A 23,053-nucleotide genomic window follows, 5' to 3' on the forward strand; every position below is an offset into this window, starting at 1 on the left:
GCGATCCTCCAAAAACTAAGGCCGCCATTCCATTTCGGTGTACATACTCAAGCCACCGACAGCTTGAAATCCTAGGCGTTTGTACCAAGCACTAACGCGCAGGTTTTCGTTATAGACATACAAGCGAACTGGGCGTTGGCTGGCTTTGGATTGGGCCAAAAACAATTCAAGCAATTTGCTACCGATGCCACGCCCACGAAACGCTGGTAGAAGCGTTATATCTAAAACGCGCATCAGGCTTGAACTCTGAAATGTGTACCAGTCGCCAATTGCTTGGTGTTTATGTTGAATTATTTGAAAGCTAGCATTGGGGTAGTGTTGTCGATAGTGGGTGTGCTGAGCATGATATTGCATGCTGATAAACTCAGCCTTGCGCAGATCATCCCAATCGACGCGAGCCATTTCGGCGGCTCGCGTCGAGGCATACAAATTAAGCAGCAGTGGCTCATCTTTCGGAGTTACTGCACGCAGACTCAGCGGGGCTGCTAATCCAATCATCGGTGATCTCCTTCAGCACACCAGACCTTTGCGTATTAAGCGAACCGCAGCTTTAGCCGTGATTAAACATAGGGTTGGGTTATGCCGCTGCGGATGGCAGCAAGCTGTTGTTGAACTTTGGCTTGATCGAGCGCCGCAAAACTGATTGGCGCTGCTTGGCGTTTTTGGCTGACTAAGAAGTGCAGATAGGTTGGCGCATTGGTCGTTTGGAAACGATCGATGCTGGTTGGGCCACGCAAGCCAGCGTAGCTCGCAGTTTTCGTGCTTGTCGTGGTGCTGGCAATTAACAACGCCGTATCGTAGCCTAAGGCGTGATGCTGGGTTGGCTCCGTGCCATAGGCCTTGCTAAATGCTTCGCGAAATGCTTGCTGGGTAGCTGGATTCCAGCCGCCTGCATAGGCCAATTCGAGGCCTTGTTGGCGCAAGCGTTGAGCGAGGTTTGGCTCAAGCGTTGGGTTGGGGGTAATCCATAGCGCTGTGCTGCGCTGATTAAAGCTATTCCACCATTGCTGCGATTCGGCGACGTTTAATGCCAAATACACCAGATCGGGGTTGAGGCTGGCAACTTTCGCAGCTAGCTCAGCAAGGTTGGCTTGGGAATTGAAACTGAAATCGGCGATTAATTGCCTGCCACCAGCCAACAAGCCTTGTTCAAAAGCCCACGTACAATCGTAACCGCTTAAGGCTGGCGAACGCAGAATGATGGCGCGTTTGGCGCGTTGTTGGCTGTCCCAAACGGCGCTTTGCCAGGCAGCATCGGCCATGCCAAAACTATTGATTAGCAGATTAGGGCTGGGGTTGGCAACGGCAAAATGTTCGCCCAGCGAGGCAGCAATAATCGTTTGTTGGGGCAAACTTTCGCTGAGCATTTGTAAGCCCAAGGGTGTGCCAAGGCTCAGCCAACGGGTTGCTGTTGGTTTGGTGCTAAGAATTTGATCGATCGTTTGCGGGGCTTGAAGCTTAAACGTGAAGGGCACCACTGCTTGTGCGCTGGCGAACTGCAAACCGAGCAATAATTCCTGAACTGCATGCTGGCTATGCAGTTGGCTGGGCAGACACAGGCCAACCTGCATTACCTCTGGCTCTCGTTGCCGAATAAGGCTTCTCTCGTTGGCAGCAGCTAATTCGGGCATGCTGGCAAGCAACCCTGACATAGCGCCCAACTTGAGAAACTGCCGCCGATTGATGGCTTGATTGTGATCTTGATCGGGCATGGTGGCATCCTCAATTGTATTAAGTTTTTAGTGTGGATCGGGCAATGCGCCAAAAGCATACCATAGCCGTTTAAAACCCTTATAGTTCAAAGGTCATGGTAGGGTATAGTACCTAGGCTGATAGATAAAAAATTAAAAACCACCGCATGGGGTGCGGTGGTGAAATGAGCCTTGGATAAAGCAAACCTTACACTTGGCTCAGGGCAAATTTGAGGCTTGAATAGGCAGTTTGGCCAAAACGATTGGGCCTAGCAGCACTAGGCCCAATCGTAACGATGCCAACACCACAAGTCCTAGACTTCCATGACCTCGGCTTCTTTGGTAGCGCCGATAGTTTCGACCTCTTTTTGGAAGCGGTCGGTCAATTTTTGCAAATCTTCTTGGCCACGGCGCTCGTCATCTTCCGAGATGGCCTTATCTTGCTGCAATTTGCGGATGGCATCTTGGGCTTCGCGGCGCACGTTGCGAATTGCGACCTTGCCATCTTCGATTTTGGCTTTGACCTGTTTGACCAACTCCTTGCGGCGTTCTTGGGTCAACTGTGGAATTGCCAAGCGAATCACGCGGCCATCATTGCTGGGGTTGATGCCCAGCTCTGAGTTTTGAATCGCCTTTTCGATTGCCTTGATCGCGCCTTGGTCGTAGGGTTGAATCGTCAGCATGCGTGATTCTGGGGTGGCGATATTGGCCAATTGGTTGAGTGGCATTTCAGCGCCATAATATTCAACCTTCAAATCTTCGACCAACGCGGGAGAAGCGCGGCCAGTGCGCACAGCGCCAAGGGTATGGCGCAACGAATCGATGCTCTTTTTCATTTTGGCTTCGGCATCGCGTAAGACATCTTTAACTGTCATACAAAAAACTCCTTGTAGTTGGCTAGCGCTACGCAGAGGTAGCGGGGGCTTCCGTACTGGCATTGCTAATCAAGGTTCCAACCTGCTCACCTAGCACAATTCGTTCCAAATTGCCTGGGGTATCGAGGCTAAACACAATGATAGGCAAGTTATTATCCATGCAAAAGGTCAGCGCCGTACTGTCCATAATCGTTAAGCCACGGGTCAGGGCATCAAAATAGGTGATATGGTCAAATTTGGTTGCGGTGGGGTTGGTGCGTGGGTCAGCGCTATATACCCCATCAACCCGATTTTTGGCCATCAGAATCACATCGGCATCGAGTTCGGCGGCGCGTAAAGCAGCGCCCGAATCGGTGGTGAAATAGGGATTACCAGTGCCAGCGGCCAAAATGACCACGCGACCTTTTTCCATATGTCGCACCGCTCGGCGGCGAATGTACGATTCTGCGACTTCATCCATTTTAATCGCTGTCATGGCCCGCGTTTGCATGCCGTTGCGCTCGAGCGCATCTTGCAAGGCCAAGGCATTGATAATGGTTGCAAGCATGCCCATATAGTGGGCTTGGGGTGGTTCCATGCCAGCTTTGATTGCTGGGCCACCACGCCAGATATTGCCGCCGCCAAGCACAATTGCCACTTGCACCCCCTGCGCCAACAATGACTTAATCTCGGCTGACATATAGTTTAACACGTCAGGCGAAATATTGGTTTTGCCATCGCCAGCTAAAGCTTCGCCGCTGAGCTTGAGCAAAACCCGTTTATAGCGTGGTTGCATACCAGAACCCTCCAAGTGAAAGTCAAAAGGTCAAAAGCAAAGAAGAAATAGACACCTGCGTGATTTCAGAAAAAAACCGCCGCCTGCGGATTGAGTACAATCCACAAACGACGGTTTCAAAGCACATAGATTGGGTTGCGCCAATCGTCGCACTGTTTAGTTGCTGCCAACTTCAAAGCGGGTGAAGCGGCGCACAATGATGTTTTCGCCCAATTTGGCAATCGCTTCTTGCACCAAATCTTTGATCTTGACGCTTGGATCTTTGACGAATCCTTGTTCGAGCAAGACGATTTCGCCATAGAATTTCTCGATGCGACCTTCAACAATTTTTTCAACAATGTTGGCAGGCTTGCCGCTGTCGACATTTTGTTGGCGCAAGATTTCACGTTCGCGTTCGACTTCTGCTTCAGGCACTTCTTCGCGATTGACATACAATGGGTTGGTTCCCGCAATGTGCAGGGCCAAATCGTAGGCCAATTTTTTGAAATCGTCGGTTTTGGCCACGAAGTCGGTTTCGCAGTTTACTTCCACGATGGCAACAACTTTATTGCCTGGATGCACGTAAACTTCAATCCGGCCATCGCTGGCATCCCGTGATGATTTCTTGGCGGCGGCGGCCAAGCCTTTTTCGCGCAAGACTTTGATTGCAGCGTCAACGTCGCCACTGGTATCCGTCAATGCTTTTTTGCAGTCGAGGATGCCAGCACCGGTACGTTCGCGAAGTTCCTTGACTTGATCCATCGAGATGCTCACAGGGTATTCTCCTTGTTGTAAAAACGGACGAGCATTGTTGCTCGTCCGGGGTTCGGGTGTCTATCGATACTAGGACGGCATTCGCGAGCGCAGGCCGGAATGACCTCGGCCTAGAATGCGTCTTCTTCGTACTTGGTTTGTTCGGCCAAAGCACGTTCTTCGACATGTTGTGATTGACGGCGGTTTTGGCCTTCCAACGCTGCGTCGGCAATTTTGCCAGCCATCAGGCGGATAGCACGAATCGCATCGTCGTTTGATGGGATTGGGTAATCGATTGGATCGGGATCGCAGTTGGTATCAACCATTGCCACTACCGGAATTCCCAGCTTCTTAGCTTCGCTAATGGCCAAGGTTTCCTTGTGTGGGTCGATCACGAACATGGCTGCTGGCAAGCGTTCCATCGTTTTGATCCCGCCGAATACGCGGTTCAATTTAACGATTTCGTCTTCCAACTTCAATGCTTCAGCCTTGGTAACCAAGTTGAATTCACCACGGTCGCGGCGCGCTTCCAAATCATGTAAGAATTTCAAGCGGCTTTTGATCGTTGAGAAGTTGGTCAACAAACCACCCATCCAGCGTTGGGTTACATACAATTGATTTGAGCGGGTGGCTTCGTCACGCACAGCTTCTTGAGCTTGCTTCTTGGTGCCTACGAAAAGCACCTTGCCGCCGCCAGCAACTGCATCGGCTACAAAGCGATAGGCGCTTTGCAACGTGGTAACAGTTTGTTGCAAATCAATAATGTGAATCCCGTTGCGATCCGTGAAAATAAACGGACGCATTTTGGGGTTCCAGCGCTTGGTTTGGTGGCCGAAGTGAACACCTGCTTCAAGCAGGGCCTTCAGCGACACTACACGGTTGGTAGTTGTGTCGGTCAAGGGATGACTCCTTACAAAATAATGTTTTCCTCCGCCGCCGCAGTTATTCCAGCACTGAACCAATCACCCATAGGATCGGCAGGAGCGGTGCCATGCAGACGACGTGCGTCACTAGCGACCAGCCCAAGGCTGGCACACCGTCGATTAGTATAGCATGAGTAGTAGTAAAAATCAAAAGGCAAAAGGCAGAGGCTAGAACAAAGAACATAGAGCATAGAACATAAAATCAGAAGGCTAAAGTCAGAAGGATGAATTATGAGAGATGCAAAGATGTGGCTATGGACTATGGGCTTTTGGCTATCGGAACAATTGTTGGATTTCAAACCACTTTCCGATAGCCCATAGCCTTCAGCCTATAGCCTGTCTCTGGCCTTACAACAGGCGAATTTTTTCGCGGTGAGTTTTGACCGCGCTGGTTGCATTGCGGGTATCAACCACAACCTTGCTTTGGGCAACGATGTTGGCATAATCAAAGGCGCTGTGGTCGGTGATAATCACGCTACAATGGGCTTGTTGCAGCAGTTCATCGGTCAAGGGCACGGTTTGGTATTCATGATTATGGTGATCATAAAATACGGTGACATGCGGATCGCAGCAATAGACATTTGCGCCATCAGCTGCCAGCAAATCCATCACTTTGAAGATTGGCGATTCGCGGTAGTCGTCGATGTCTTTTTTGTAGGCCACGCCCAGTAGTACAATCGTCGAGCCTTTGATGCTGCGCTCTTGATCGTTCAAGGCATGGCTAATGCGGTCGCGGACAAAGCGTGGCATGGTCAGGTTGATTTCGCCTGCTAGCTCAATAAAGCGCGCCGAAATATCGTAGTGCCGTGCCTTCCATGCCAAGTAGAAGGGATCAAGCGGAATACAATGGCCGCCCAAGCCCGGGCCTGGCGTGAAGCGCATAAAACCAAAGGGCTTGGTCGCCGCTGCATCAATAATTTCCCAAACGTTCAAACCCATACGGTCACAAATCAAGGTCAATTCGTTGACCAAGGCAATATTGACGTTGCGGAAAATATTCTCGAACAGCTTGGTCATTTCGGCGGCTGCTGGCGACGAAACTTCGGTCACCGCCGAAACGATATGCCCATAGAACAGCGAGGTCAGTTCGTTGCACTTGGGCGTAACGCCACCAACGACCTTGGGAATGTTGTGCACCTTGAAATTGACCGAGCCGGGATCGATCCGTTCTGGCGAGAAGGCCAAGAAGTACTCTTCGCCAACGGTTAAATTGCAAGCATCGAAGGCTGGCTTCAGCACTTCAACTGTCGTGCCCGGGTAGGTTGTGCTTTCGAGAATAATTAATTGGCCGGGGCGCAGGCGTTCGGCAATCTCGTTGGTGGCCGCCTCGATATAGCTCATATCGGGGTCGCGGGCTTCGTTGAGCGGGGTGGGCATACAAATAATAATAATGTCGCAATCGCGCAAGCGCTCAAACTGGGCGGTTGCCTCGATCAAATTATTATTGCGCAGCGCGGCCAAATCGCTACTTGGCACATCGCCGATGTAGCTCACGCCATTGTTGATACTGGCGATGCGTTCGACGCTAATATCGAAGCCAAGCACATTAAACCCAACATTGCCAGCGCGGGCCAACATTGGCAAGCCAACATAGCCCATGCCGATAACCCCAACTTGAGCACGCCGTGTTTCGATCGCGCTGCGTAAATCTGCAAAGGTACTCACGCTAAATCCTTTATTGTTTCATAGATTTGCATCTATGCGAAACTGAAAACCATGCGCCAAGCAGGCTCAGCGCTACAATGATGTTAAGCCGTTGGTTTGAGCGCTGCTGCATAGAGCCGTTCAAGCCGCTCTGCATAGCGATTCCATGTTAGTTCATGTTCAACCCGCAAGCGCGCCGCTGCGCCGAGCATCGCCGCCCGTTGTGGTTGATTGAGTAAATCGATGATTGCTGCACTGAGTGCTTGCGGCTGGGCTGGTGGCACAAGCACGCCATGTTCGCCCGATGTGATGACCGCTGGCACACCGGCAATTTTGCTAGCAACAATTGGCCTCCCAGCGCCCATGGCTTCAAGCAAGGTGTTAGGCAAGCCATCAACGTTGCCGCTACGATCGCGCACCGACGGCAGCACGAAGATTGTTGCTGCATTCAAAGCATTGTTGATTGCATCGTGGCCAATTGCACCCGGAAACAGCACATTCGCGCCCAGCCCTAATTCGCCAACTTGGGCCTGCAATTGCTCCAAGCCTGGGCCATAACCACCAATCATCAATTTGGCAGTTGGATGCTGGGCCAAGACGCTGGCAAAGGCCTGCACTAAATAGTTAAAGCCTTTTTTCTCGACCATGCGCCCAACCGTAAATAACAGTGGCGTGGCGGAATCCAGCCCATGCTGTTGGCGAAAGGCCGCGCCAGCAACAGCATCGGGCTGAAAATCGTGGGCATCGACACAATACGGCAGCACATGCAATTTGCTTGGTTCAGCGCCCAACGCCGCCGCACGGGTGGTCAAATCACTCGATGGCGCGGTGACTGCCGAGGCATAGCGCATAATCGCCGTGTTGATCCAGCCAGTTGGCGCGCTGCGTTCAGCCACCGAAACATCAGAGCCATGGGTGCTGATAATCAACGGCAATTTGCGCTGCCGAGCCAATAGCCAGGCAGGAAAGCCATTTGGAATCGCCCAGTGGCCATGAATCAGATCAAATGGTTGGTGTTTGGTGAGTTGCGCCATGCTACGCCACGCTGAAGCAACCGCCAAGGGAGCAACTAAAAATGCTGCATTGCGCATCTGCACATCATTATGCAAGGCCCCAGCATAGCCCCAAACACTCAAGCTCGGATGCGGCGCATAGCGATAGCGATGCAGCTTGATGCCCCGCACCACATCGCCGCGCTTTAATTCGGGATGCTCAGGCAACAGCATGTGCACCTCGTGGCCACGCTCGACCACGGCGGCGGCAATTTCTTCGATAAAGGGCGCAGTCATCTCACCGGGATATTTGGGAAACGACGACGCAATCATGAGTATGCGCATACAATCACTATTCGCTCATAAGCTAGGAGCCAACGCTCTAGCTTCGTATGATGGTGAAATCAAGCTTGGAGTCTTTGGAACCTTGGCGCGCCAGTTTTGGCTCCAGCAAACTGGCGTTATTGAATTTCGTAGATGTAGACGGTGCGATTTTTTGGCCCCGCAAAACTTGCCCGTAGTTTAAAGCCCGCTAGTTCCTCGCCTCGCAGCAAGCGCCCTAAGCCAATTTGGGCTTGATCTTTGTTGTTTTGCACAGCATTAACCACGATAAACGAGGCGTTGTAATACGTTGCAACCTGCTTGATTACATTCAAATCGGCCACATTTGGGTTCATCACCGCCGCCCGTTCGGCATGGAAATTCAGCTGCCATGGCACGCGGGTCATCACCACTGCCTCTGCTGGTGTGTTTTGGCGCAACCATTCAAAGGCCTGCAAATCGGGCTGCCATTCGGCATATTCGCTGCCAACCACGGTCGCGCTTTTATTGGCGGCCTCGACCCAGCCAGGCGTGAGCGCCAAAACCAGCAAATAACCAGCCACCAACAGAGCCAAAGGCCGACCGCGCTGGTTCCAGCAACGAGCGATGGCATCGTGAATCGCCACCAGTGCGCCTGCCGCCAGCAACGCCAAAAACGGCACTAACGGCACAAAATAGCGTTCTTCGTCGGCGTGCCAATAGAACGCCAAGAAAATCACATACGGCACGAAACTGGCTGCAACCAAGGCCATCAGGCTCGCTTGTTGGCGGCGAGCGGCGAGCAAGCCAATTAAGCTTAGCCATGCGCCCAACATCAACCAAACGTAGGGCTTGCCATTCACCCCCTGATCGTTGTTGCCCATCAAATTGCCGCGCCCGCTTAATCCTCCCAAGGCCGGACTGGCTGGCAATAGGTAGTTGCGGGTGGCCTCAAATTGATTGCCAATTTTATCAAAGGTTTTTTGATAGCCCCAACGCAAAATCCAGCTTGGCTCAGGCAGGCCATTGCTGCCCGGCAAGCCTTGCTCGTTGGTGTAGATATTGTAGATCGAATCGAAATTTGTGTAGCCGATAATCCAGGCATCGTAGCTTTCGGTCGAAAAGGCGGGCTTGCCAAACTCGTGCAGATTGCGCGCGATATAGGGCGCAAAGACCAAAACTGCTGGCAAAACCCACCACAACGCTGCTGTGCGATAGGCCTTCCAGCGATCGTCGACCTGCCACAAACGCCAAATCAGCCACAATCCCATGCCAATTGCCACAATCACCGCGCTGGTTTTTTGCCAACACATCAAGCCAATGATCAAGCCTGAGCCAAGCAAGCGCTCCTTGCTGTGGGTCACAAGGCTGCGCCAGAGCAACCAAATTGCTGCAGCGTAAAACAGCACAAACGCCAAATCCGAGGTGCTATAGATCATCAAGCGGAACATATGCCGATTGATCAACACCAGCAGCACCGCGATCAAGCCAACCCGCGCATCCCATAAGGTGCGGGCAATCCGGTAGACCAACATCGAAAGCAGGCTAAAAAAGATCAGGTTGGGGATTTTCGCGGCCCAAGGTTCTGGCCCAAACAAGGCAAAAAATGGCGCAATCCAGATTGGCTGCAACATTGGCCACGTTTCTTGTACTCGCGTGACACTGCCATTGGGATAGAGCTTGAAAAACTGGGTGACATAATCAACAACCCAGCCTCGGCCAGCGACCAAATTGCGGGCAACCACGCCATTATCCGAGTAATCGGCATTGCCAAGGTAGTTGATTTGGCGAATTACGCTCCAACTATAGAGCAGCCAAACGCCAACCAGCACGCCAAGCACAGCCCAACCCAAGCCTTGACGCGTGCGCAAGCGCCGATTGGCTCGATCAAGCATTCGATTGAAATCGCCCCAGTAGAAGGCGGCGATAAACAGGCTTGCCACCGCCAACGACACCACGATAATCGCCCCGGGATCGTACATTCTGGCTTTGGGCAGCCATGTACTCGCTGCCTGTTTCAGTGGTGGCCAGCTGAGTGTCAGCAAGCCGATAATCGCGGCGAAGCCAAGCCCATAATCGAAATGTTGGCTCAGCCGCTCGCGGAAGTGCAACCAGCCATCAATCAGCAGTTGGCGTGTATTCCAGATCGCTTGCAAACCTACGCTGAGCAATACAAGCTCAAATGAGGGTTGCAGCCAGTGACGGGCAAAATAGGCGAGATTGAGCCAAAAAGCCACCAAAACCAAACTGAGCAAAAATAATGGCCAGCGCGATCGAACGCTCTGCCAACCAGCCAAAACCACTAAACCCAAGGCCACAGCCATGCGCCAAATCAGGCTCCAAGCAGGCAAATTTAGGCCAACGGCGTTGCTCGTGGCACTTATGCCATACAAACGCAAGCCATGCGGGCGGCGGTCGCCAGGATAGAGCGTTGTGCCAGTAAAGGTGGCGGTAGTATCTAAGGTTGGGAGTTGTTGAAGGCTATCACTGAGGCGCAATTCAAGCTCTAGGTTGCTTTGGCTGAGCGCTGGAGTGCTTAATTGATAGATTGTGCGTTCGCTGCGGGCCTCAAACACCCCGATAACTTGTTGATTGACCAGCACATGGACGAAGGGTTGGCGCAGGTCGCTGCGCAACACATCGTCGGGCCAGCCAACCACATCAAGCGCCAAGCTATAGCTGCTGTTCGCGCCAAGCGCTGGAATTTGAATTTGGGTGCTGCCCCGCGTCCAGCGAAAACGATTGCCGCTGGCATCGAGTTCATCGGGGAAAACGGTACCAAGATCGGTTGCTGCTTGGCCAAGCGCCTCGCTAGAAACCAAAAAAGGCTGATCGCCCAGACCATCGCTGGCAATCCGCACCTGAGTTGGCAACTGATAGAGTGCCGTTAAAAGCCCAAGCGCTATCAGCAACACACTTGCAATTGTAATGATCCATTGACGCAGCGACCATGCAGCGCGGCGTTGCCACCAGTGTTGTATCAAGCCAGCCTCAATATCGTTTCATCGATCACAACGTGGCATTATACCAGAGCATTGCGACGCTGCTTTTCAGCCATTTTTCATTGTATTTGGGCTTGGTTTTATGCCATGATGGCGCGTATTTGGAGGCAATGATGATCAAAGCAATTGTTTTTGATATTGGCGGCGTGTTGGAAATTACGCCACCCACCAATTGGGTCGAGCGTTGGGAGCAAAGGTTGGGATTGGCTGCTGGCCGCATCAACCAACAACTGCACGATCTTTGGCTGGGCGGCAGCATCGGCACAGTGAGCGAGCAAGCGGTCGAAGCTGGCATCGCCGAACGTTTAGGCTTAGATGAACGTCAATTAGCAGCATTTTTGGCCGATTTGTGGGCTGAATATTTAGGCACGCTTAATCATGAATTGCTTGAATTTTTTGCCAGCCTACGCCCACGTTATACCACCGCGATTTTGAGCAATAGTTTTGTGGGCGCACGCCAGCGCGAGCAAGCCGCCTATGGCTTTGAAGATTGCTGCGATCTGATCATCTATTCGCACGAAGAAGGCCTGAAAAAGCCCGACCCAGCCTTTTATCGTTTGGCCTGCGAGCGGCTTAACGTCCAGCCCCACGAGATGATTTTTCTCGACGATATTGATGTAGTGGTCGCAGCCGCCCGCAATGTTGGCATTAACGCCATTCTGTACCGCTCAAATCAACAGGCGATTGCTGAGATTCAGGCTTTGTTGGCGGCTGATTGATCGGCCTGCGCCAAAATTTCATACAACAGCACGCCCGTAGCCACCGCCAAATTCAGCGAATCTGCCTTGCCGTGCATTGGCAGGCTGACCAAGGCTTGGCATTGGGCTTGTTGCTCTGCATCCAAGCCTTCGCGCTCGCTACCCATCAGCAAGATTAATGGCTGGGGGTAGCGATAGCTGCGATAATGGCTGCTGGCCGAATCTGCCGCCCCAACCAGATTAAAGCCGCTTTGGCCGAGCCATTGGCGAAATTCAGCCCACGATGCTTTGACCAAGCGCTGGCTGAACAAGGTTCCCATGCTGGCGCGTCCAGTTGCTGGATCATAGGGATCGGTGCAATCGCCAAGCAAAATGACTCCCGTTGCGCCGACCGCATCGCCTGTGCGCAAAATCGTGCCCAAATTGCCTGGATCGCTGATGGCGTTGAGCGCGATCCAACATAGGCCTTGGTCGGGTGTAACATCATTGAGGCTAGCCCATTGTTGCCGAATAACTGCCGCCAAGCCTTGCGGGCCATCTTTGCTCGAAAGGCTAGCAAAAACCTCGCTACTCACATCGAGAATCGGCGTGCCTTGTTGGCGTTGCTGCTCAACTAATTCTTGGGCAAATTGGCTGCGCAATAAATCTGGTGCGACGATTAATTGCTCGATTGGCGCTTTGGCTTGGGTGGCCTCGGTGACATTGCGAATGCCTTCGATAAAAAAGAGACCGGTGGCTTCACGCTCACGGCGCTGACGCAAGGCCCGAATCTGTTTAATTGTTGGGTTGTTTCTGCTGGTTAACATGGCTCAAACTTTCTAGTTGCAATTGGTGCTAGCTGCTATTGTAACAACCAATGAGCAAACTTGATCCACGAAGCGCACGAAGAAACGCAACCACGAAGAGCGCGAAGAGCACGAAGATGGGGCTATTGGCTGGTGGCTATGGGCTATCGGCATTTGATGGTGGTCAATAGTTTATTTTTTAACGCAGCGGCGCAGAGAATAGAAGGCTATTCTATTGGCCGTAAGTTTTTGACTTTTGACTTCTGCCTTTTGCGTTCATCCTTCAGCATTTATTTTTAGCCACAGATTGCACAGATTGGTTGGATTATTTTTCGATAGCCCATAGCCTGTAGCCAAAAGCCATCACTTCTCTGCGCCGCTGCGTTAAAGATTGATCCACGAAGAACACGAAGGGCACGAAGCTATTTTCAGCCACGAACAATCTTCCGATAACCCATAGCCTAGAGCCTGATCCCCAGCCCCCAACAACCGACCCCCAATCTTTCAATCAACAATATTTTTGGCGGCTGCGAGAATGATCATCACTGGAATCAAGGCCTTTAGTTCTAAGCTATAGTCGCTGCGCCCGCGTTGAATAATAATGCCAGCGTTGCGTAATTCTTTGAGATGATGATACAACTGACCTGCCGATTGCATATGTAATTGCTCCAACAGGCTTTGGCTACTGGCTGGTTTTTCAAGCAAAGTTTGAACAATCTGCAAACGAATTGGGCTAGCCAAGGCACTGAGAACCGTAATTAATGGCTCGGCAGGGTGGCGCAGCAATTCGCCCAAACCATACTCACCCTGCCAAACATAATTGCCAAGCACCGAACTGATTGAGCCAGCAAAGAGAAACGCGCCATGACCAAGCTCATGCTCATAATCGCTGCCAGTGCGTTGTTGGAGTTGGCGTACCAAACCCAACTCTTCGTTGATTGCTGCTGCGCTTGCAGGAGTTTGGGTTTCTAAGGCGCTCACGCGAGCTTCTAAGGCAGCGATCCGATCAAGCAATGATTGAGCTGAATCCATGGCATTGGCTCCTCTGGCTGAAATTGGCTTATTTTAGCTGGCTAGCCACCGATTGAGCAAATGCTGGATCAAGCGCAAGTTGGACGGCAAATTGCTGTTGCATAAACGATTGCATCAAGCCCAGCCATGGTTGCTCAGGCAATTGGTTGAAAAACAACACGACAACTTTGGTGCGATCAGCCCATTCGCCCTGCGCAGGCTGAATAAACATGGCTTCGGTCAGGATGCCGGGCAAACTGCCGCCTTTGGTGCCAAAATGGGTGAACATCGTGTCGTTGCCAGGAATCGTCATTGGCCACTCTAAAAATTCGCGCATGGTTTGCGAAACTGCTGGGCTAATTAATTGATTATTGCCAACCAACGCCATCACGTTGGCATAATCGCTGGCGCTGCCTTTGGGCATAATGTGGGCAAAAACTTGGCTTTGTTGCACCAGATCAAGCTGCAATTGGGTTTGATTTTGGGCTGCTTTGCGCCATTCTGGCTCTGCTTGATAGCGCTCGGCCAGCGCCACTGCTTGTTGCTCGATGCTCACTTGATCAAGCTCCAATAGCGTTTGCATGCTGGCTGCATCAATTGCAGCATCTGGGTTCATCACCAACAGAAAGAGGCCAACGATTGGCACAATTTTGGTTTGCTGTTGCATGCCAAGCTCAACGATCGTTTGATCAAGCGCTGGAATGCCTAAACGATCAATTAAATAATCGGTGGCTGCATTATCGCTCTCGAAAATCATGGCTTGGGCCAAGCTTTTCAGCGGCACAGTTTGAGCAGGATCATTGGCAAAGCCACGTTGATCGGCGGGGATGCCAAGCCGTTTCAAGGCAGCCGGATGTGCGCCACCATCGGTATTTGGCCAATACCAAGCATCCCAATCGGCCAAGCTAATTGGCTGCTCCGGGTCAAGCGTGCCAGCCTCAACTGCTTGGGCATAGCTGGCCAAAATGACAATTTTCATTGTTGAGGCCAAGGGCAGCGCTTGCTGCGCATTGAATTCAATCAGCGGATCGGCGTTGTTAATGCTGCCATCGCTGTTGGTGCTATAGCTCACCAAGCTAACATTGCTCGGATTTTGGCGAATAAACGCCAGCACCTCTTCAGTCGATTGGGGATTGCTGATCGTTGCCGTCGTTGGAGTTGTCGCCTCCAGCGTTGGCGTGAGCGCAGCGCTCGTTGGCTGGTTGGGAACCGTCGTCGGATCAACAATGGTGGCAGGAACTGTAGTCGCGCTGGTTGAACTGGTAGTTGGTTGATTGGCCGACGTGCCACATCCAACCAACATCAGGGCCAAAAGCAACATCAAACCTCGGTTAAGCATATGATTGACCTCGTGTAATATTCTAATTTTCTAGATTATATGTATTTATATCAATAAAACTAGAATATTACAAGAGCCAATTTGCGTTTAGCCAAGTGTGCCGAGCACGACGATCCAGCGGCTCCAAACCAGTTTTGGGGGCAACTCTTTAATCTCGCTCAGCACAAACTCGTTATCAATACACTCGATAAGGTAGGTTTCTGGCCTAATTGCATCCCAATGTTGCAGCTGCACCGTCACAACATAGCGCGGGTTTTCGGGCTGGCTGGTTGGCTCAAGTGCCCAGCGATATTCCAAATCGCTTGAGCCTTGGATAATACGCTGGCCGCGAGTGGTCCGATCTGCATTCGTCAGACGAAAGTGGGCAAGCGCCATTTGGCTAAATTCTTCAGGTAGCACTGGTTGTTTGGTTACCATCATTGACTCCTTTATTTGGGCCTTGAGCAGCGCCAGCAGCGCATGGAGGCCAATTAAATACGCTTTAATTAGTTTGTATGAACTAATATGACATCTGGATAGTTGGGGCTAGCAGAACTGACCATAAGCCAAACGCTTATGGTATACTTGACGGCAGAAATGCGGCAAACCACCTGTTGGGGGCGCTCATGGGCAATTTCATTAGCCAGTTCTTTCTCCTGTTAATCCCGATTCTCGAAATCGCAATCTTTGTGCGAATCATCATGTCGTGGTTTGATCCTCAGGGTCAATCACGGTTTGCCTTGATTCTGCGCGAAATTACCGACCCAATCTTGCTACCGATTCGGCGCGTTATACCATCAGTTGGCATGTTTGACCTCTCGCCATTGATTGCGCTGCTGCTTCTGCAAGTTTTGCAAACGGTTTTTCAATCGGTTAGCTAAATTGCTACCCGATTTTTAGCTCATGCCGTGCCGTGGATGCAACGCCCAATGGGTGACTTCCACGGCTTTTTGTTGAAAGGATTCAAGCATTGGCACGTCGTTACCTTATGTTGTTGGTCTTTGGTGCGGGGATCTGTACGCTCGGCATTGAAATGACTGCTTCGCGACTTTTGGCTCCCTATTTTGGCACATCGCAGTTGATCTGGGCCAACGTGATTGGCTTAACCTTGCTCTACCTGACCTTGGGTTATACGATTGGTGGGCGTTGGGCCGACCGCCGGCCCGAGTTGGGCCTCTTGTGTAGCATCATTTTGGTCGGCGCAATCACTGCCGCCGTGATTCCATGGATCTCGCGACCAATTCTGAAGTGGTCGATCAGCGCCTTTGCAACACGCTCGGCTGGGCCATTTGTTGGCTCGTTGCTTGGCGTTTTGGCCTTATTCTCGGTGCCAATCACCTTGTTGGGCATGGTTAGCCCGTTCGCAGTGCGCTTGGCAATTCGCGATGCAGCCGATGCAGGCAAGGCAGCTGGTAATCTCTCGGCCATCTCGACCCTTGGCTCGATTCTCGGTACCTTCTTGCCAGTGCTGTTTCTGATTCCCACGGTTGGCACGAATATGACGATTTATATTTTTGCCATGGGTTTGTTGGTACTGGTGTTGCCTGGCTTCTGGATGGAACGGCGCAAACTGTTGCCAGTCGCCGTGGTTGCGTTAGTTGTGGTTATTGCGTTGGCATTTTGGCCACGTAGCGAGCCAATTAAAGTTGCCGATTGCCGTGGCTGTAACCTGATTACCGAAGACGATTCGGCCTACAACTATATTCAGATTGTCGAACGTGGCAGCGATGACAACAAAATGATCGGCTTGGTGCTCAACGAGGGCCAAGCCATCCACTCAATCTACTACCCAAAATTTGAGCAAACCAATAATGCTAGCGATTTGCTGACCAACGGGCCATGGGATTTCTACAACATTGCGCCCTATTTTTACCCCAATCGCAGTGTTGAAAGTGTCAACAGCATGGCGATGGTTGGCTCGGCTGCTGGCTCAGTGCCAAAGCAATTTCTCTCAATTTATGGCAACGAGTCGGTGATTGACGGGATTGAAATTGATCCCCGGATTGTTGAATTGGGTCGTGAATACTTCGCCATGCACGATGTTGAATATTACAAAGAACGGGGCGAAACGCCACAATTTCCTAATTTCAACACCCACGTTGCCGATGGCCGAATTTTCTTCGCTGGCAACGACAACAAGTATGATATTATCGGCATGGATGCCTACAAACAGCCCTATATTCCGTTTCACCTAACCACGCGCGAATTTTTCGAAACCGTGCGTGATCACTTGGCTCCTAACGGCGTGGCGGTAGTCAATGCAGGCAAGCCCAACACTGCTGCTGGCGGCGATTATCGCTTGGTCAATGTGTTGGCCAACACCATGAGCAGCGTTTTTGCCCATGTCTATATGATCGACGTGCCAAATAATTTCAATACGATGTTGATTGGCATTCCCGCTGATGTTGGCGATGGCGTTGCCAACTTCGAAGCCAATTTGGCAACCATCCAAGACCCAACCTTGCGCTATGTGATGGAGCAAGCGCTTGCCAGCAATAGCAACAAAAAGCCAATTCGCCGCTGGGATGGCGTGGGCGAAAATCGCATCTTTACCGATGACCTTGCGCCCGTTGAATCAGTGATCGACCGGATCATTTTGGGCCAGGTTGATGAAGGCCAATAGTATGACAACACCGGATCAAGAAGCGATTAAATTGCGCCGCGCCAAACGCCCCAAAGGCATTGTGCTGATGGTTGTGGCGTTGTATGGAGCCGCCGCGTTGGTGGTTATTTCGGCCTTGGCAACCGGCGGTAGCGATGTTATGCCCAGCGATGTGGCTAGCGTCGTAACGATTTACCTGATTGCCTTGGCCTTTGGCTTGTGGCGTTTATGGCGCTGGTCGTGGTTTGCCACCGTGATTATGTTTATTTTGAGCACGTTTTATGTGCTGAGCAATGCCCAACTGCTTGGTAATTCGATTGTCAGCGTTGAAGTTATTTCACCGTTGCTGTTGATTGTACTAGCCTTGGGCTATTTGCTCTCGAAAGATATTCGCACAGTCTACTTGCGCAATGGCTGGGAGCCAGTCGAGGAAGAAGAGCATAGAACATAGAACATAGAGCATAGGAGAAGGTAAAAAGGCAGAAGGCAAAAGTCAAAAGTCAAAAAGAAGGATCGGGGGTCAGGGGCTGGGGATCGGGTGCTTCTGCTATGCCCATAGCCAAGTTTATTATGTTCTATGCTCTATGTTCTATGTTCTTCGTGGATCAATAAAAAGTTATCCAACTATCGGGCTTGGAGTGGAGGCAATTGAGATGATCGAAATAACCGATCCCCAATCCCCAACTCCCAGCCCCCAACTACTATTATGAAAACACTTTCACTGCTCACATCCGATAATTGGCACGATTACGCCCTGCTCGACAGTGGCAATGGCCGCAAACTTGAGCGCTTTGGCCCGGTCACGGTGATTCGCCCTGAAAGCGAGGCCTTGTGGCAGCCCAAACTCGCTGCCAAGGAATGGGAAGCGGCCCACGCAATCTACGAATATCAAGGCAAAGGCGAAAATTGGCGCAAACTCAAGCCGCATCCTGAAACATGGATGATGAGCTACCAAGGCTTGCGTTTCAAAGCCCAACTTACGCCATTTCGCCATGTTGGGGTCTTCCCAGAGCATGGCGCGCAATGGGATTGGGTGGCCGAACAAATTAAGCGCGCCGACGAACAACCACGGGTGCTCAACTTGTTTGCCTATACTGGCGTGGCTTCGTTGGTTGCAGCCCAAGCAGGAGCAAAAGTCACCCACCTCGATGCCTCGAAGGCTTCGGTCGATTGGGCCAAAGAAAATCAAACTGCCTCGCAGCTAGCGCCCGATTCGATTCGCTGGATTATTGACGATGCGTTGAAATTTGTGCGCCGTGAGGCACGCCGCGGTGCGCATTACGAAGGCATTATTATGGACCCACCAGCATTTGGCCGTGGTAGCCAAGGCCAAGTTTGGCAGTTTGCCGAATCGTTTCCAGTGCTGTTGCAAGAATGTCGAGCGATTCTCGCGCCCAAACCATTGTTCTGCTTGGTAACAACCTACGATACCCGCGCCTCGGCCTTGATGCTAGCCAACACGCTGAGCGATAGCCTTGCTGGCTTGGATGGCACGCTTGATGCAGGCGAACAAACCTTACGCGAACAATCGGCAGGTCGGTTGCTATCAACCTCGATTTACGCCCGCTGGAGTGCCAAATGAGCCATGAATGCTGGCTGATTCGCCATGGTGAGAGTGCTGCCAACGCTGGTGAACGAACCGCCGACCCAGCCAGCATTCCGTTAACTGAGCTTGGCTGGCAACAAGCCCGCAGCTTAGTTGAACGGCTGCCCCAGCCAGATCGCGTGATCGTTTCGCAATATCTGCGCACCCAACAAACCGCAGCGCCATTGCTCGAACGCTACCCACAGTTGCAAGCAGAAATCTGGCCAATCCACGAATTTACCTATCTTTCGCCAGCGCTTTGCAGCAATACTAACCAAGCTGATCGTCAGCCAATGGTTACGGAATATTGGCAGCGCTGCGACCCAGAGTATCGCCATGGAGCCGATGCCGAAAGCTTTCGCATGCTCATCGAACGGGTGCAAACAGCATTGCACCAGTTGCAAGCCTTGGATGGCATAAGCTGCGTTTTTGCCCATGGTCAAGTTATTCGCACCATGCTTTGGCTGCAAACTCAAACCATTACCACCATCGATCAAGCCTTGATGCAACGCTGGCATGCCCATGGCAATCAACAAGTCGTTGGCAATGCTGAATGCATTCGTTTAACATGGCCAGTCTAGCAAATCAGGTTTTTGGTTAGTAAGATAAGCAAAAGCAGCGTTCCCTCACCCCCAGCCCCCTCTCCCACGAAAACGCGGGCGAGGGGAAGCACTCGTGTTTCGCCACGATTAAAACAAAAAGCCCCTCGCCATGCCAACTGGTGAAGGGCTTTTTGATAGAATCAAACGTTCTATAAGGGTAATGCTGGCTTGGGCAAGCCCTCTAATTCTGCATATTCATAGACAATTGAGAGCAAGTGATCGAGGCTATTGAGGATAAAATAGTGCTCGTGATAGCCATATGGAGCCGAGGCAGTGTCGGCAACGCGCTCAATATCAAACTCATAGCGTGGCGTTTCTGGGTTGAGCGAATGCAATAATTCGCCTGGCGATGAGAGCAACCCAGCGCCGAGCACCTTCAACTCGCCGTTTTCGCGCAGCAAGCCAAACTCAGTGCTAAACCACCAGATCCGCGCAATGCCTAATTGCTGGCGCTCGTCCTTGGCCGAGAGATACAATGGCCCGAACAATTGGGCAATATCGGCAAACTCTTTGTTGGTAAACGCTGGCAAGTGGCCAAAATATTCGTGAAACAAATCAGGCAACGGCGTAAATTCCAATTCATGCGGGCGGCGAATGTAGTTCGTCACCGGAAAACGCCGATCAGCGATGTGCTCGAACCATTCGGTTGGCCCGAGATAGGCGTTTTGCGCATCGCCCAAAGCCCAACCAGTTATGGTATTCAGTTGATCGCTCACGGCCAACGGATCGGGCAAATGGGTACGGTCAAGGTTCAATATATCGATGCCATCGAGAAAAAGCTGGCAGGCATGTTCTTGGGCGAGGGGCAATTGACGCTGCCAGAGCGCTGCCCATGTATCGTGATCTTCTTGTGGATATTCCAAGCGGCTAAGGGTTGGCGATGCGGTGGCCATTGATCACTCCTTTGTGTAAGCCATAGGCTGCCAACCAAGCCCAAATATGGGAGTGGAGATGGCAGCAGTGCCAAAATACTTGCCTTGCTATTGTACCAAATCTCAACAGCTTCCCCAACAGCGCAATACTAGAATTAACTGCGGTTATGTGGTTTTAAGCATGAGCGGGCCTTGAATTATTTTAAAATTACTTCCAACAGTGCATCATCAAATGGCTGACGATTGCGCAAATTATGCAGTTGTTGCTCATCGTCACGGGCGCGCGCTATCCCTCGTACGGACTCTTGTTCAACAACGAGCTGAATCCACGGTTCGGCAGCCAAAAAATCGCCAAGTTTCCAATAGAGAAGTCCGATATTCCAGGCAATTCCCAAAGAACTTGAAATCGAATGAAGTTGCATACTGGTATAGGTTTGATTAAACATGGTGAGTGCAAGCTCATACTGACCTTGCAAAACTGCCAATTTTGCTTGCCCCCAAACGATAAACGTTCGGCCCTCATCAAAATCTAAGCGATTAACAATTGCAAGTGCCTGATCAAATACAGATTGGGCTTGTTGCGGCTGTTTCAGATTGAGATAGCTTATGCCAAGGTTGTACAATGCCCGACACTCATCAGCTTGATTTTCGAATTTTTGAGCAAGCTCAACTGCTTCTTGCAGATACAGAATGGCTTGATCATAATGACCAAGCACAAGTAGGTTTGTGGCCAAATTGTTCACGCGTAAACTTTCGATTGAACCCCCATCACCGCTTGAGCGAAAGAGTCGGAGCGCTTCACGTTCAGTTTCAACGGCTTTTTCTAAAAATTCTCGGCTACCAATTTCGGCATAGCATACAGCCATATCACCTAAAATAATCGATTGCAGGTAAAAATCTTGAATATTGAGTGCAATTAAATAGGCTCGCTCGTGCCAAATAAGTGCCGTTGGGTAATCCGCCAAGATTCGATAGCGATTGGAAAGCATCCCACCAATCAGCACAGCTTTAGCAGGCTCTTGAATGCGTAAAGCCGCATCAAATGCTAGTTCGAATTGGTCAAGCTCGATAAACCGTCGTCCTGCTCGAATTCGGCTGACCTTATTGCCAAAAAATACCAAATCAACCAGAATCTGGTCATGAATCGGGTTGAATGGTTGCAGTTGAACCCACTGCCACACCGCCACGATATGCGCATGCTCCCGATCAAATCTATTAACACTCTCCGTTTGCACTGTACCGCCAGCCTGAAAATCTTGATGGATCGCTTTCACAATTTCGACGCTGGCTTGAGCATAGTTCAATCGGGTTTGCGCCGCTTCCGCTTCATTCAAATAGCGTCGCAAGACGCTGCGCACCAAGTCGTGCATGCGCCAGCGCTCTTGGCGATGCTCAAACTGAATCAAATTGTGCGACGCGAGTTTATACAGCTGGTTTTCGTTCGCCATATTCAGCGTCAGCCCCGCCGTCGCCAACCCTAACTCGCTGCCGAAATCGGCCACCACCACGCTTAGCTGACGCGCCAAGGCTTGTAATTCGCTCGGCAAGCGTGCATAACTCAAAGCCAACGACGCGGCTACACTCGCCTGTGGATCGTCCGGGTGTTCCAGTGCCCCGAGTTGGTGCTGCTGATCCTGCAATTGTGCCAGATAGTCAGCAACCGCCAGTTCGGGGTTGGCTGCCAAAATACTGGCGCTGATCCGCAACGCCAACGGCAAATAGCCACAGGCTGCCGCAAGCTGCTGCGCGGTTGACGCATCTAGGCGCGGGCAAATCTGCTCCAGCAAGGCGATGGCATCGGGTTCTTGCAATTCGGTTAGATGGAGTTGGGCCATCATGGGCATCGCAAAGCGCAAGCGACTGGTCACCAACAAGCAATTGCCCGTCGGCGGAGTTAAATCCTGCACATGCGCCAGATCACGCGCATCGTCGGCCAAAATCAACACCCGCTTGCCCGTCAATAGCTCCTGATATTTGGCCAGCAATTGCTCACGTTGCTCCGGCAATTTGGCATTCGGCTGAAACTGGCTGATCACGCTGCCCAATGCTTGCTCAACGGTCAGCGGTTGCTCACGCGAGCCATACAAATTCAGTACCAGCTGCGCATCGGGAAAATGCGGAATCAACTGATGCGCCAAATAGATCGCCAACTCGGTTTTGCCGACCCCGCCCATACCTTGAATACCGCTGATCACCGCGCCACGGGCAGCAGTGCGCGCCACATCCAGCGCATAGCTGACTTGGCTGAGTTCTGCGGTGCGTCCCACAAAATCGGCCAAGCTGGGCCGCAGTTGGTGCAAAGCTGGCGCGCTGGTTGGGGCGGCGGCCAGCGGCTGCGAGCCATTGAGCACGGTCGTCAAATGCTGAATCAGAGCTTTTTGGTGGCGATGATAGGTGGCTTTATGCACGTTGAGCAGCGAGCAATAGGTTTCGACCGGCGCGCCAGGATAGGTGGTCAGCACCTGAAGCACAGCCTGCTGATTGGCTTCGAGGGGCAGTTGTTGCAGCTGTTGATAAAACGCACTGAGGCCACCGTGCTGCTGAATCGTGTGCCGCCAGTTGGTGTGGCTCAGCAAGCGTTCTGGACGGTGCAACACATCCTGTACCGCCCGTTCGTTCCAAACCGTGGTTGTCATTGTGCCGCCT

Annotated in this window: 21 protein-coding genes; 6 read left to right on the forward strand and 15 right to left on the reverse strand. The window is 51.6% G+C overall.

Annotated features, from left to right (window positions below):
* Window positions 1-15: 15 nt before the first annotated feature.
* The 9 genes from C5S61_RS22300 to C5S61_RS22340 form a co-directional block, all read right to left on the reverse strand.
* Window positions 16-498, reverse strand: a complete 483-nt coding sequence (locus tag C5S61_RS22300; RefSeq protein ID WP_110519017.1) for a GNAT family N-acetyltransferase — start codon at window positions 496-498, stop codon at window positions 16-18.
* A 62-nt stretch (window positions 499-560) separates the two neighbouring features.
* Window positions 561-1,712 (reverse strand): ABC transporter substrate-binding protein, encoded by a 1,152-nt coding sequence (locus C5S61_RS22305; protein WP_110519019.1) that lies wholly within the window; start codon window positions 1,710-1,712, stop codon window positions 561-563.
* A gap of 293 nt (window positions 1,713-2,005) precedes the next feature.
* Window positions 2,006-2,566: a ribosome recycling factor gene (gene frr, locus C5S61_RS22310; protein ID WP_110519021.1), complete on the reverse strand. Its 561-nt coding sequence runs from the start codon at window positions 2,564-2,566 to the stop codon at window positions 2,006-2,008.
* 28 nt (window positions 2,567-2,594) lie between these two features.
* Window positions 2,595-3,341, reverse strand: a complete 747-nt coding sequence (pyrH, locus tag C5S61_RS22315) for a UMP kinase (protein ID WP_110519023.1) — start codon at window positions 3,339-3,341, stop codon at window positions 2,595-2,597.
* A gap of 156 nt (window positions 3,342-3,497) precedes the next feature.
* The gene (gene tsf / locus C5S61_RS22320; RefSeq protein WP_164689728.1) at window positions 3,498-4,082 is read right to left on the reverse strand and encodes a translation elongation factor Ts; all 585 of its coding nucleotides are present in this window, start codon (window positions 4,080-4,082) and stop codon (window positions 3,498-3,500) included.
* Window positions 4,083-4,204: 122 nt separating this feature from the next.
* The gene (rpsB, locus tag C5S61_RS22325; protein WP_110519027.1) at window positions 4,205-4,972 is read right to left on the reverse strand and encodes a 30S ribosomal protein S2; all 768 of its coding nucleotides are present in this window, start codon (window positions 4,970-4,972) and stop codon (window positions 4,205-4,207) included.
* Window positions 4,973-5,344: 372 nt separating this feature from the next.
* Window positions 5,345-6,661, reverse strand: a complete 1,317-nt coding sequence (locus tag C5S61_RS22330) for a nucleotide sugar dehydrogenase (protein ID WP_110519029.1) — start codon at window positions 6,659-6,661, stop codon at window positions 5,345-5,347.
* Window positions 6,662-6,744: 83 nt separating this feature from the next.
* Window positions 6,745-7,977, reverse strand: coding sequence for a glycosyltransferase (locus C5S61_RS22335; RefSeq protein WP_110519031.1), 1,233 nt, complete (start codon window positions 7,975-7,977; stop codon window positions 6,745-6,747).
* Window positions 7,978-8,093: 116 nt separating this feature from the next.
* Window positions 8,094-10,916 carry a glycosyltransferase family 39 protein gene (locus C5S61_RS22340; protein WP_124033490.1) on the reverse strand — a complete coding sequence of 941 codons (2,823 nt, stop codon included), beginning with the start codon at window positions 10,914-10,916 and terminating at the stop codon, window positions 8,094-8,096.
* A 131-nt stretch (window positions 10,917-11,047) separates the two neighbouring features.
* Here C5S61_RS22340 and C5S61_RS22345 point away from each other — a divergent pair, with 131 nt between their 5' ends.
* On the forward strand, window positions 11,048-11,653 hold the full coding sequence (locus C5S61_RS22345) for an HAD family hydrolase (RefSeq protein WP_205701462.1): 606 nt from the start codon (window positions 11,048-11,050) through the stop codon (window positions 11,651-11,653).
* Here C5S61_RS22345 and C5S61_RS22350 read toward each other — a convergent pair.
* The 4 genes from C5S61_RS22350 to C5S61_RS22365 form a co-directional block, all read right to left on the reverse strand.
* On the reverse strand, window positions 11,629-12,438 hold the full coding sequence (locus C5S61_RS22350) for a TrmH family RNA methyltransferase (protein ID WP_110519035.1): 810 nt from the start codon (window positions 12,436-12,438) through the stop codon (window positions 11,629-11,631). The two genes, C5S61_RS22345 and C5S61_RS22350, sit on opposite strands and share 25 nt — an antisense overlap.
* Window positions 12,439-12,921: 483 nt before the next feature.
* Complete coding sequence (locus C5S61_RS22355) at window positions 12,922-13,449, reverse strand: helix-turn-helix domain-containing protein (protein WP_110519038.1); 528 nt, start codon at window positions 13,447-13,449, stop codon at window positions 12,922-12,924.
* A 28-nt stretch (window positions 13,450-13,477) separates the two neighbouring features.
* Entirely contained in the window at window positions 13,478-14,767 is a 1,290-nt protein-coding gene (locus tag C5S61_RS22360) for a serine hydrolase (RefSeq protein WP_110519040.1), read from the reverse strand.
* A gap of 87 nt (window positions 14,768-14,854) precedes the next feature.
* Window positions 14,855-15,187 carry a hypothetical protein gene (locus C5S61_RS22365; RefSeq protein WP_164689726.1) on the reverse strand — a complete coding sequence of 111 codons (333 nt, stop codon included), beginning with the start codon at window positions 15,185-15,187 and terminating at the stop codon, window positions 14,855-14,857.
* 185 nt (window positions 15,188-15,372) lie between these two features.
* Between C5S61_RS22365 and C5S61_RS22370 the strand changes: the two genes are divergently transcribed.
* The 5 genes from C5S61_RS22370 to C5S61_RS22390 all read left to right on the forward strand — a co-directional run bounded on the left by C5S61_RS22370 (window position 15,373) and on the right by C5S61_RS22390 (window position 19,514).
* Window positions 15,373-15,627, forward strand: coding sequence for a YggT family protein (locus C5S61_RS22370; protein WP_054536537.1), 255 nt, complete (start codon window positions 15,373-15,375; stop codon window positions 15,625-15,627).
* Between the two features lie 89 nt (window positions 15,628-15,716).
* Window positions 15,717-17,369: a spermidine synthase gene (locus C5S61_RS22375; protein ID WP_205701463.1), complete on the forward strand. Its 1,653-nt coding sequence runs from the start codon at window positions 15,717-15,719 to the stop codon at window positions 17,367-17,369.
* Between the two features lies 1 nt (window position 17,370).
* The gene (locus C5S61_RS22380) at window positions 17,371-17,799 is read left to right on the forward strand and encodes a hypothetical protein (RefSeq protein WP_110519046.1); all 429 of its coding nucleotides are present in this window, start codon (window positions 17,371-17,373) and stop codon (window positions 17,797-17,799) included.
* Between the two features lie 255 nt (window positions 17,800-18,054).
* Window positions 18,055-18,930: a class I SAM-dependent methyltransferase gene (locus tag C5S61_RS22385; RefSeq protein WP_110519048.1), complete on the forward strand. Its 876-nt coding sequence runs from the start codon at window positions 18,055-18,057 to the stop codon at window positions 18,928-18,930.
* A complete protein-coding gene (locus C5S61_RS22390) occupies window positions 18,927-19,514 on the forward strand; it encodes a histidine phosphatase family protein (RefSeq protein ID WP_110519050.1) in 588 nt (195 codons plus the stop codon). The genes C5S61_RS22385 and C5S61_RS22390 overlap by 4 nt, the downstream gene beginning before the upstream one ends.
* Before the next feature lie 170 nt (window positions 19,515-19,684).
* Here C5S61_RS22390 and C5S61_RS22395 read toward each other — a convergent pair whose 3' ends face one another.
* A complete protein-coding gene (locus tag C5S61_RS22395; RefSeq protein ID WP_110519053.1) occupies window positions 19,685-20,428 on the reverse strand; it encodes an amino acid hydroxylase in 744 nt (247 codons plus the stop codon).
* A gap of 176 nt (window positions 20,429-20,604) precedes the next feature.
* Window positions 20,605-23,043: a tetratricopeptide repeat protein gene (locus tag C5S61_RS22400; protein WP_110519054.1), complete on the reverse strand. Its 2,439-nt coding sequence runs from the start codon at window positions 23,041-23,043 to the stop codon at window positions 20,605-20,607.
* Window positions 23,044-23,053: the final 10 nt, after the last annotated feature.

Source organism: Herpetosiphon llansteffanensis (genome assembly GCF_003205875.1).
In the GTDB taxonomy this organism is placed as follows: domain Bacteria; phylum Chloroflexota; class Chloroflexia; order Chloroflexales; family Herpetosiphonaceae; genus Herpetosiphon; species Herpetosiphon llansteffanensis.

What these genes read in the sequence shown, in the direction of transcription:
- C5S61_RS22300 (WP_110519017.1), bottom strand. Translation starts at nt 498, where the DNA reads ATGATTGGATTAGCAGCCCCGCTGAGTCTGCGTGCAGTAACTCCGAAA.
- pyrH (WP_110519023.1), bottom strand. Translation starts at nt 3,341, where the DNA reads ATGCAACCACGCTATAAACGGGTTTTGCTCAAGCTCAGCGGCGAAGCT.
- C5S61_RS22350 (WP_110519035.1), bottom strand. Translation starts at nt 12,438, where the DNA reads ATGTTAACCAGCAGAAACAACCCAACAATTAAACAGATTCGGGCCTTG.
- C5S61_RS22385 (WP_110519048.1), top strand. Translation starts at nt 18,055, where the DNA reads ATGAAAACACTTTCACTGCTCACATCCGATAATTGGCACGATTACGCC.
- C5S61_RS22335 (WP_110519031.1), bottom strand. Translation starts at nt 7,977, where the DNA reads ATGCGCATACTCATGATTGCGTCGTCGTTTCCCAAATATCCCGGTGAG.
- C5S61_RS22355 (WP_110519038.1), bottom strand. Translation starts at nt 13,449, where the DNA reads ATGGATTCAGCTCAATCATTGCTTGATCGGATCGCTGCCTTAGAAGCT.
- C5S61_RS22395 (WP_110519053.1), bottom strand. Translation starts at nt 20,428, where the DNA reads ATGGCCACCGCATCGCCAACCCTTAGCCGCTTGGAATATCCACAAGAA.
- C5S61_RS22400 (WP_110519054.1), bottom strand. Translation starts at nt 23,043, where the DNA reads ATGACAACCACGGTTTGGAACGAACGGGCGGTACAGGATGTGTTGCAC.
- C5S61_RS22380 (WP_110519046.1), top strand. Translation starts at nt 17,371, where the DNA reads ATGACAACACCGGATCAAGAAGCGATTAAATTGCGCCGCGCCAAACGC.
- C5S61_RS22345 (WP_205701462.1), top strand. Translation starts at nt 11,048, where the DNA reads ATGATCAAAGCAATTGTTTTTGATATTGGCGGCGTGTTGGAAATTACG.
- C5S61_RS22365 (WP_164689726.1), bottom strand. Translation starts at nt 15,187, where the DNA reads ATGATGGTAACCAAACAACCAGTGCTACCTGAAGAATTTAGCCAAATG.
- C5S61_RS22370 (WP_054536537.1), top strand. Translation starts at nt 15,373, where the DNA reads ATGGGCAATTTCATTAGCCAGTTCTTTCTCCTGTTAATCCCGATTCTC.
- tsf (WP_164689728.1), bottom strand. Translation starts at nt 4,082, where the DNA reads ATGGATCAAGTCAAGGAACTTCGCGAACGTACCGGTGCTGGCATCCTC.
- C5S61_RS22360 (WP_110519040.1), bottom strand. Translation starts at nt 14,767, where the DNA reads ATGCTTAACCGAGGTTTGATGTTGCTTTTGGCCCTGATGTTGGTTGGA.
- C5S61_RS22390 (WP_110519050.1), top strand. Translation starts at nt 18,927, where the DNA reads ATGAGCCATGAATGCTGGCTGATTCGCCATGGTGAGAGTGCTGCCAAC.
- frr (WP_110519021.1), bottom strand. Translation starts at nt 2,566, where the DNA reads ATGACAGTTAAAGATGTCTTACGCGATGCCGAAGCCAAAATGAAAAAG.
- C5S61_RS22305 (WP_110519019.1), bottom strand. Translation starts at nt 1,712, where the DNA reads ATGCCCGATCAAGATCACAATCAAGCCATCAATCGGCGGCAGTTTCTC.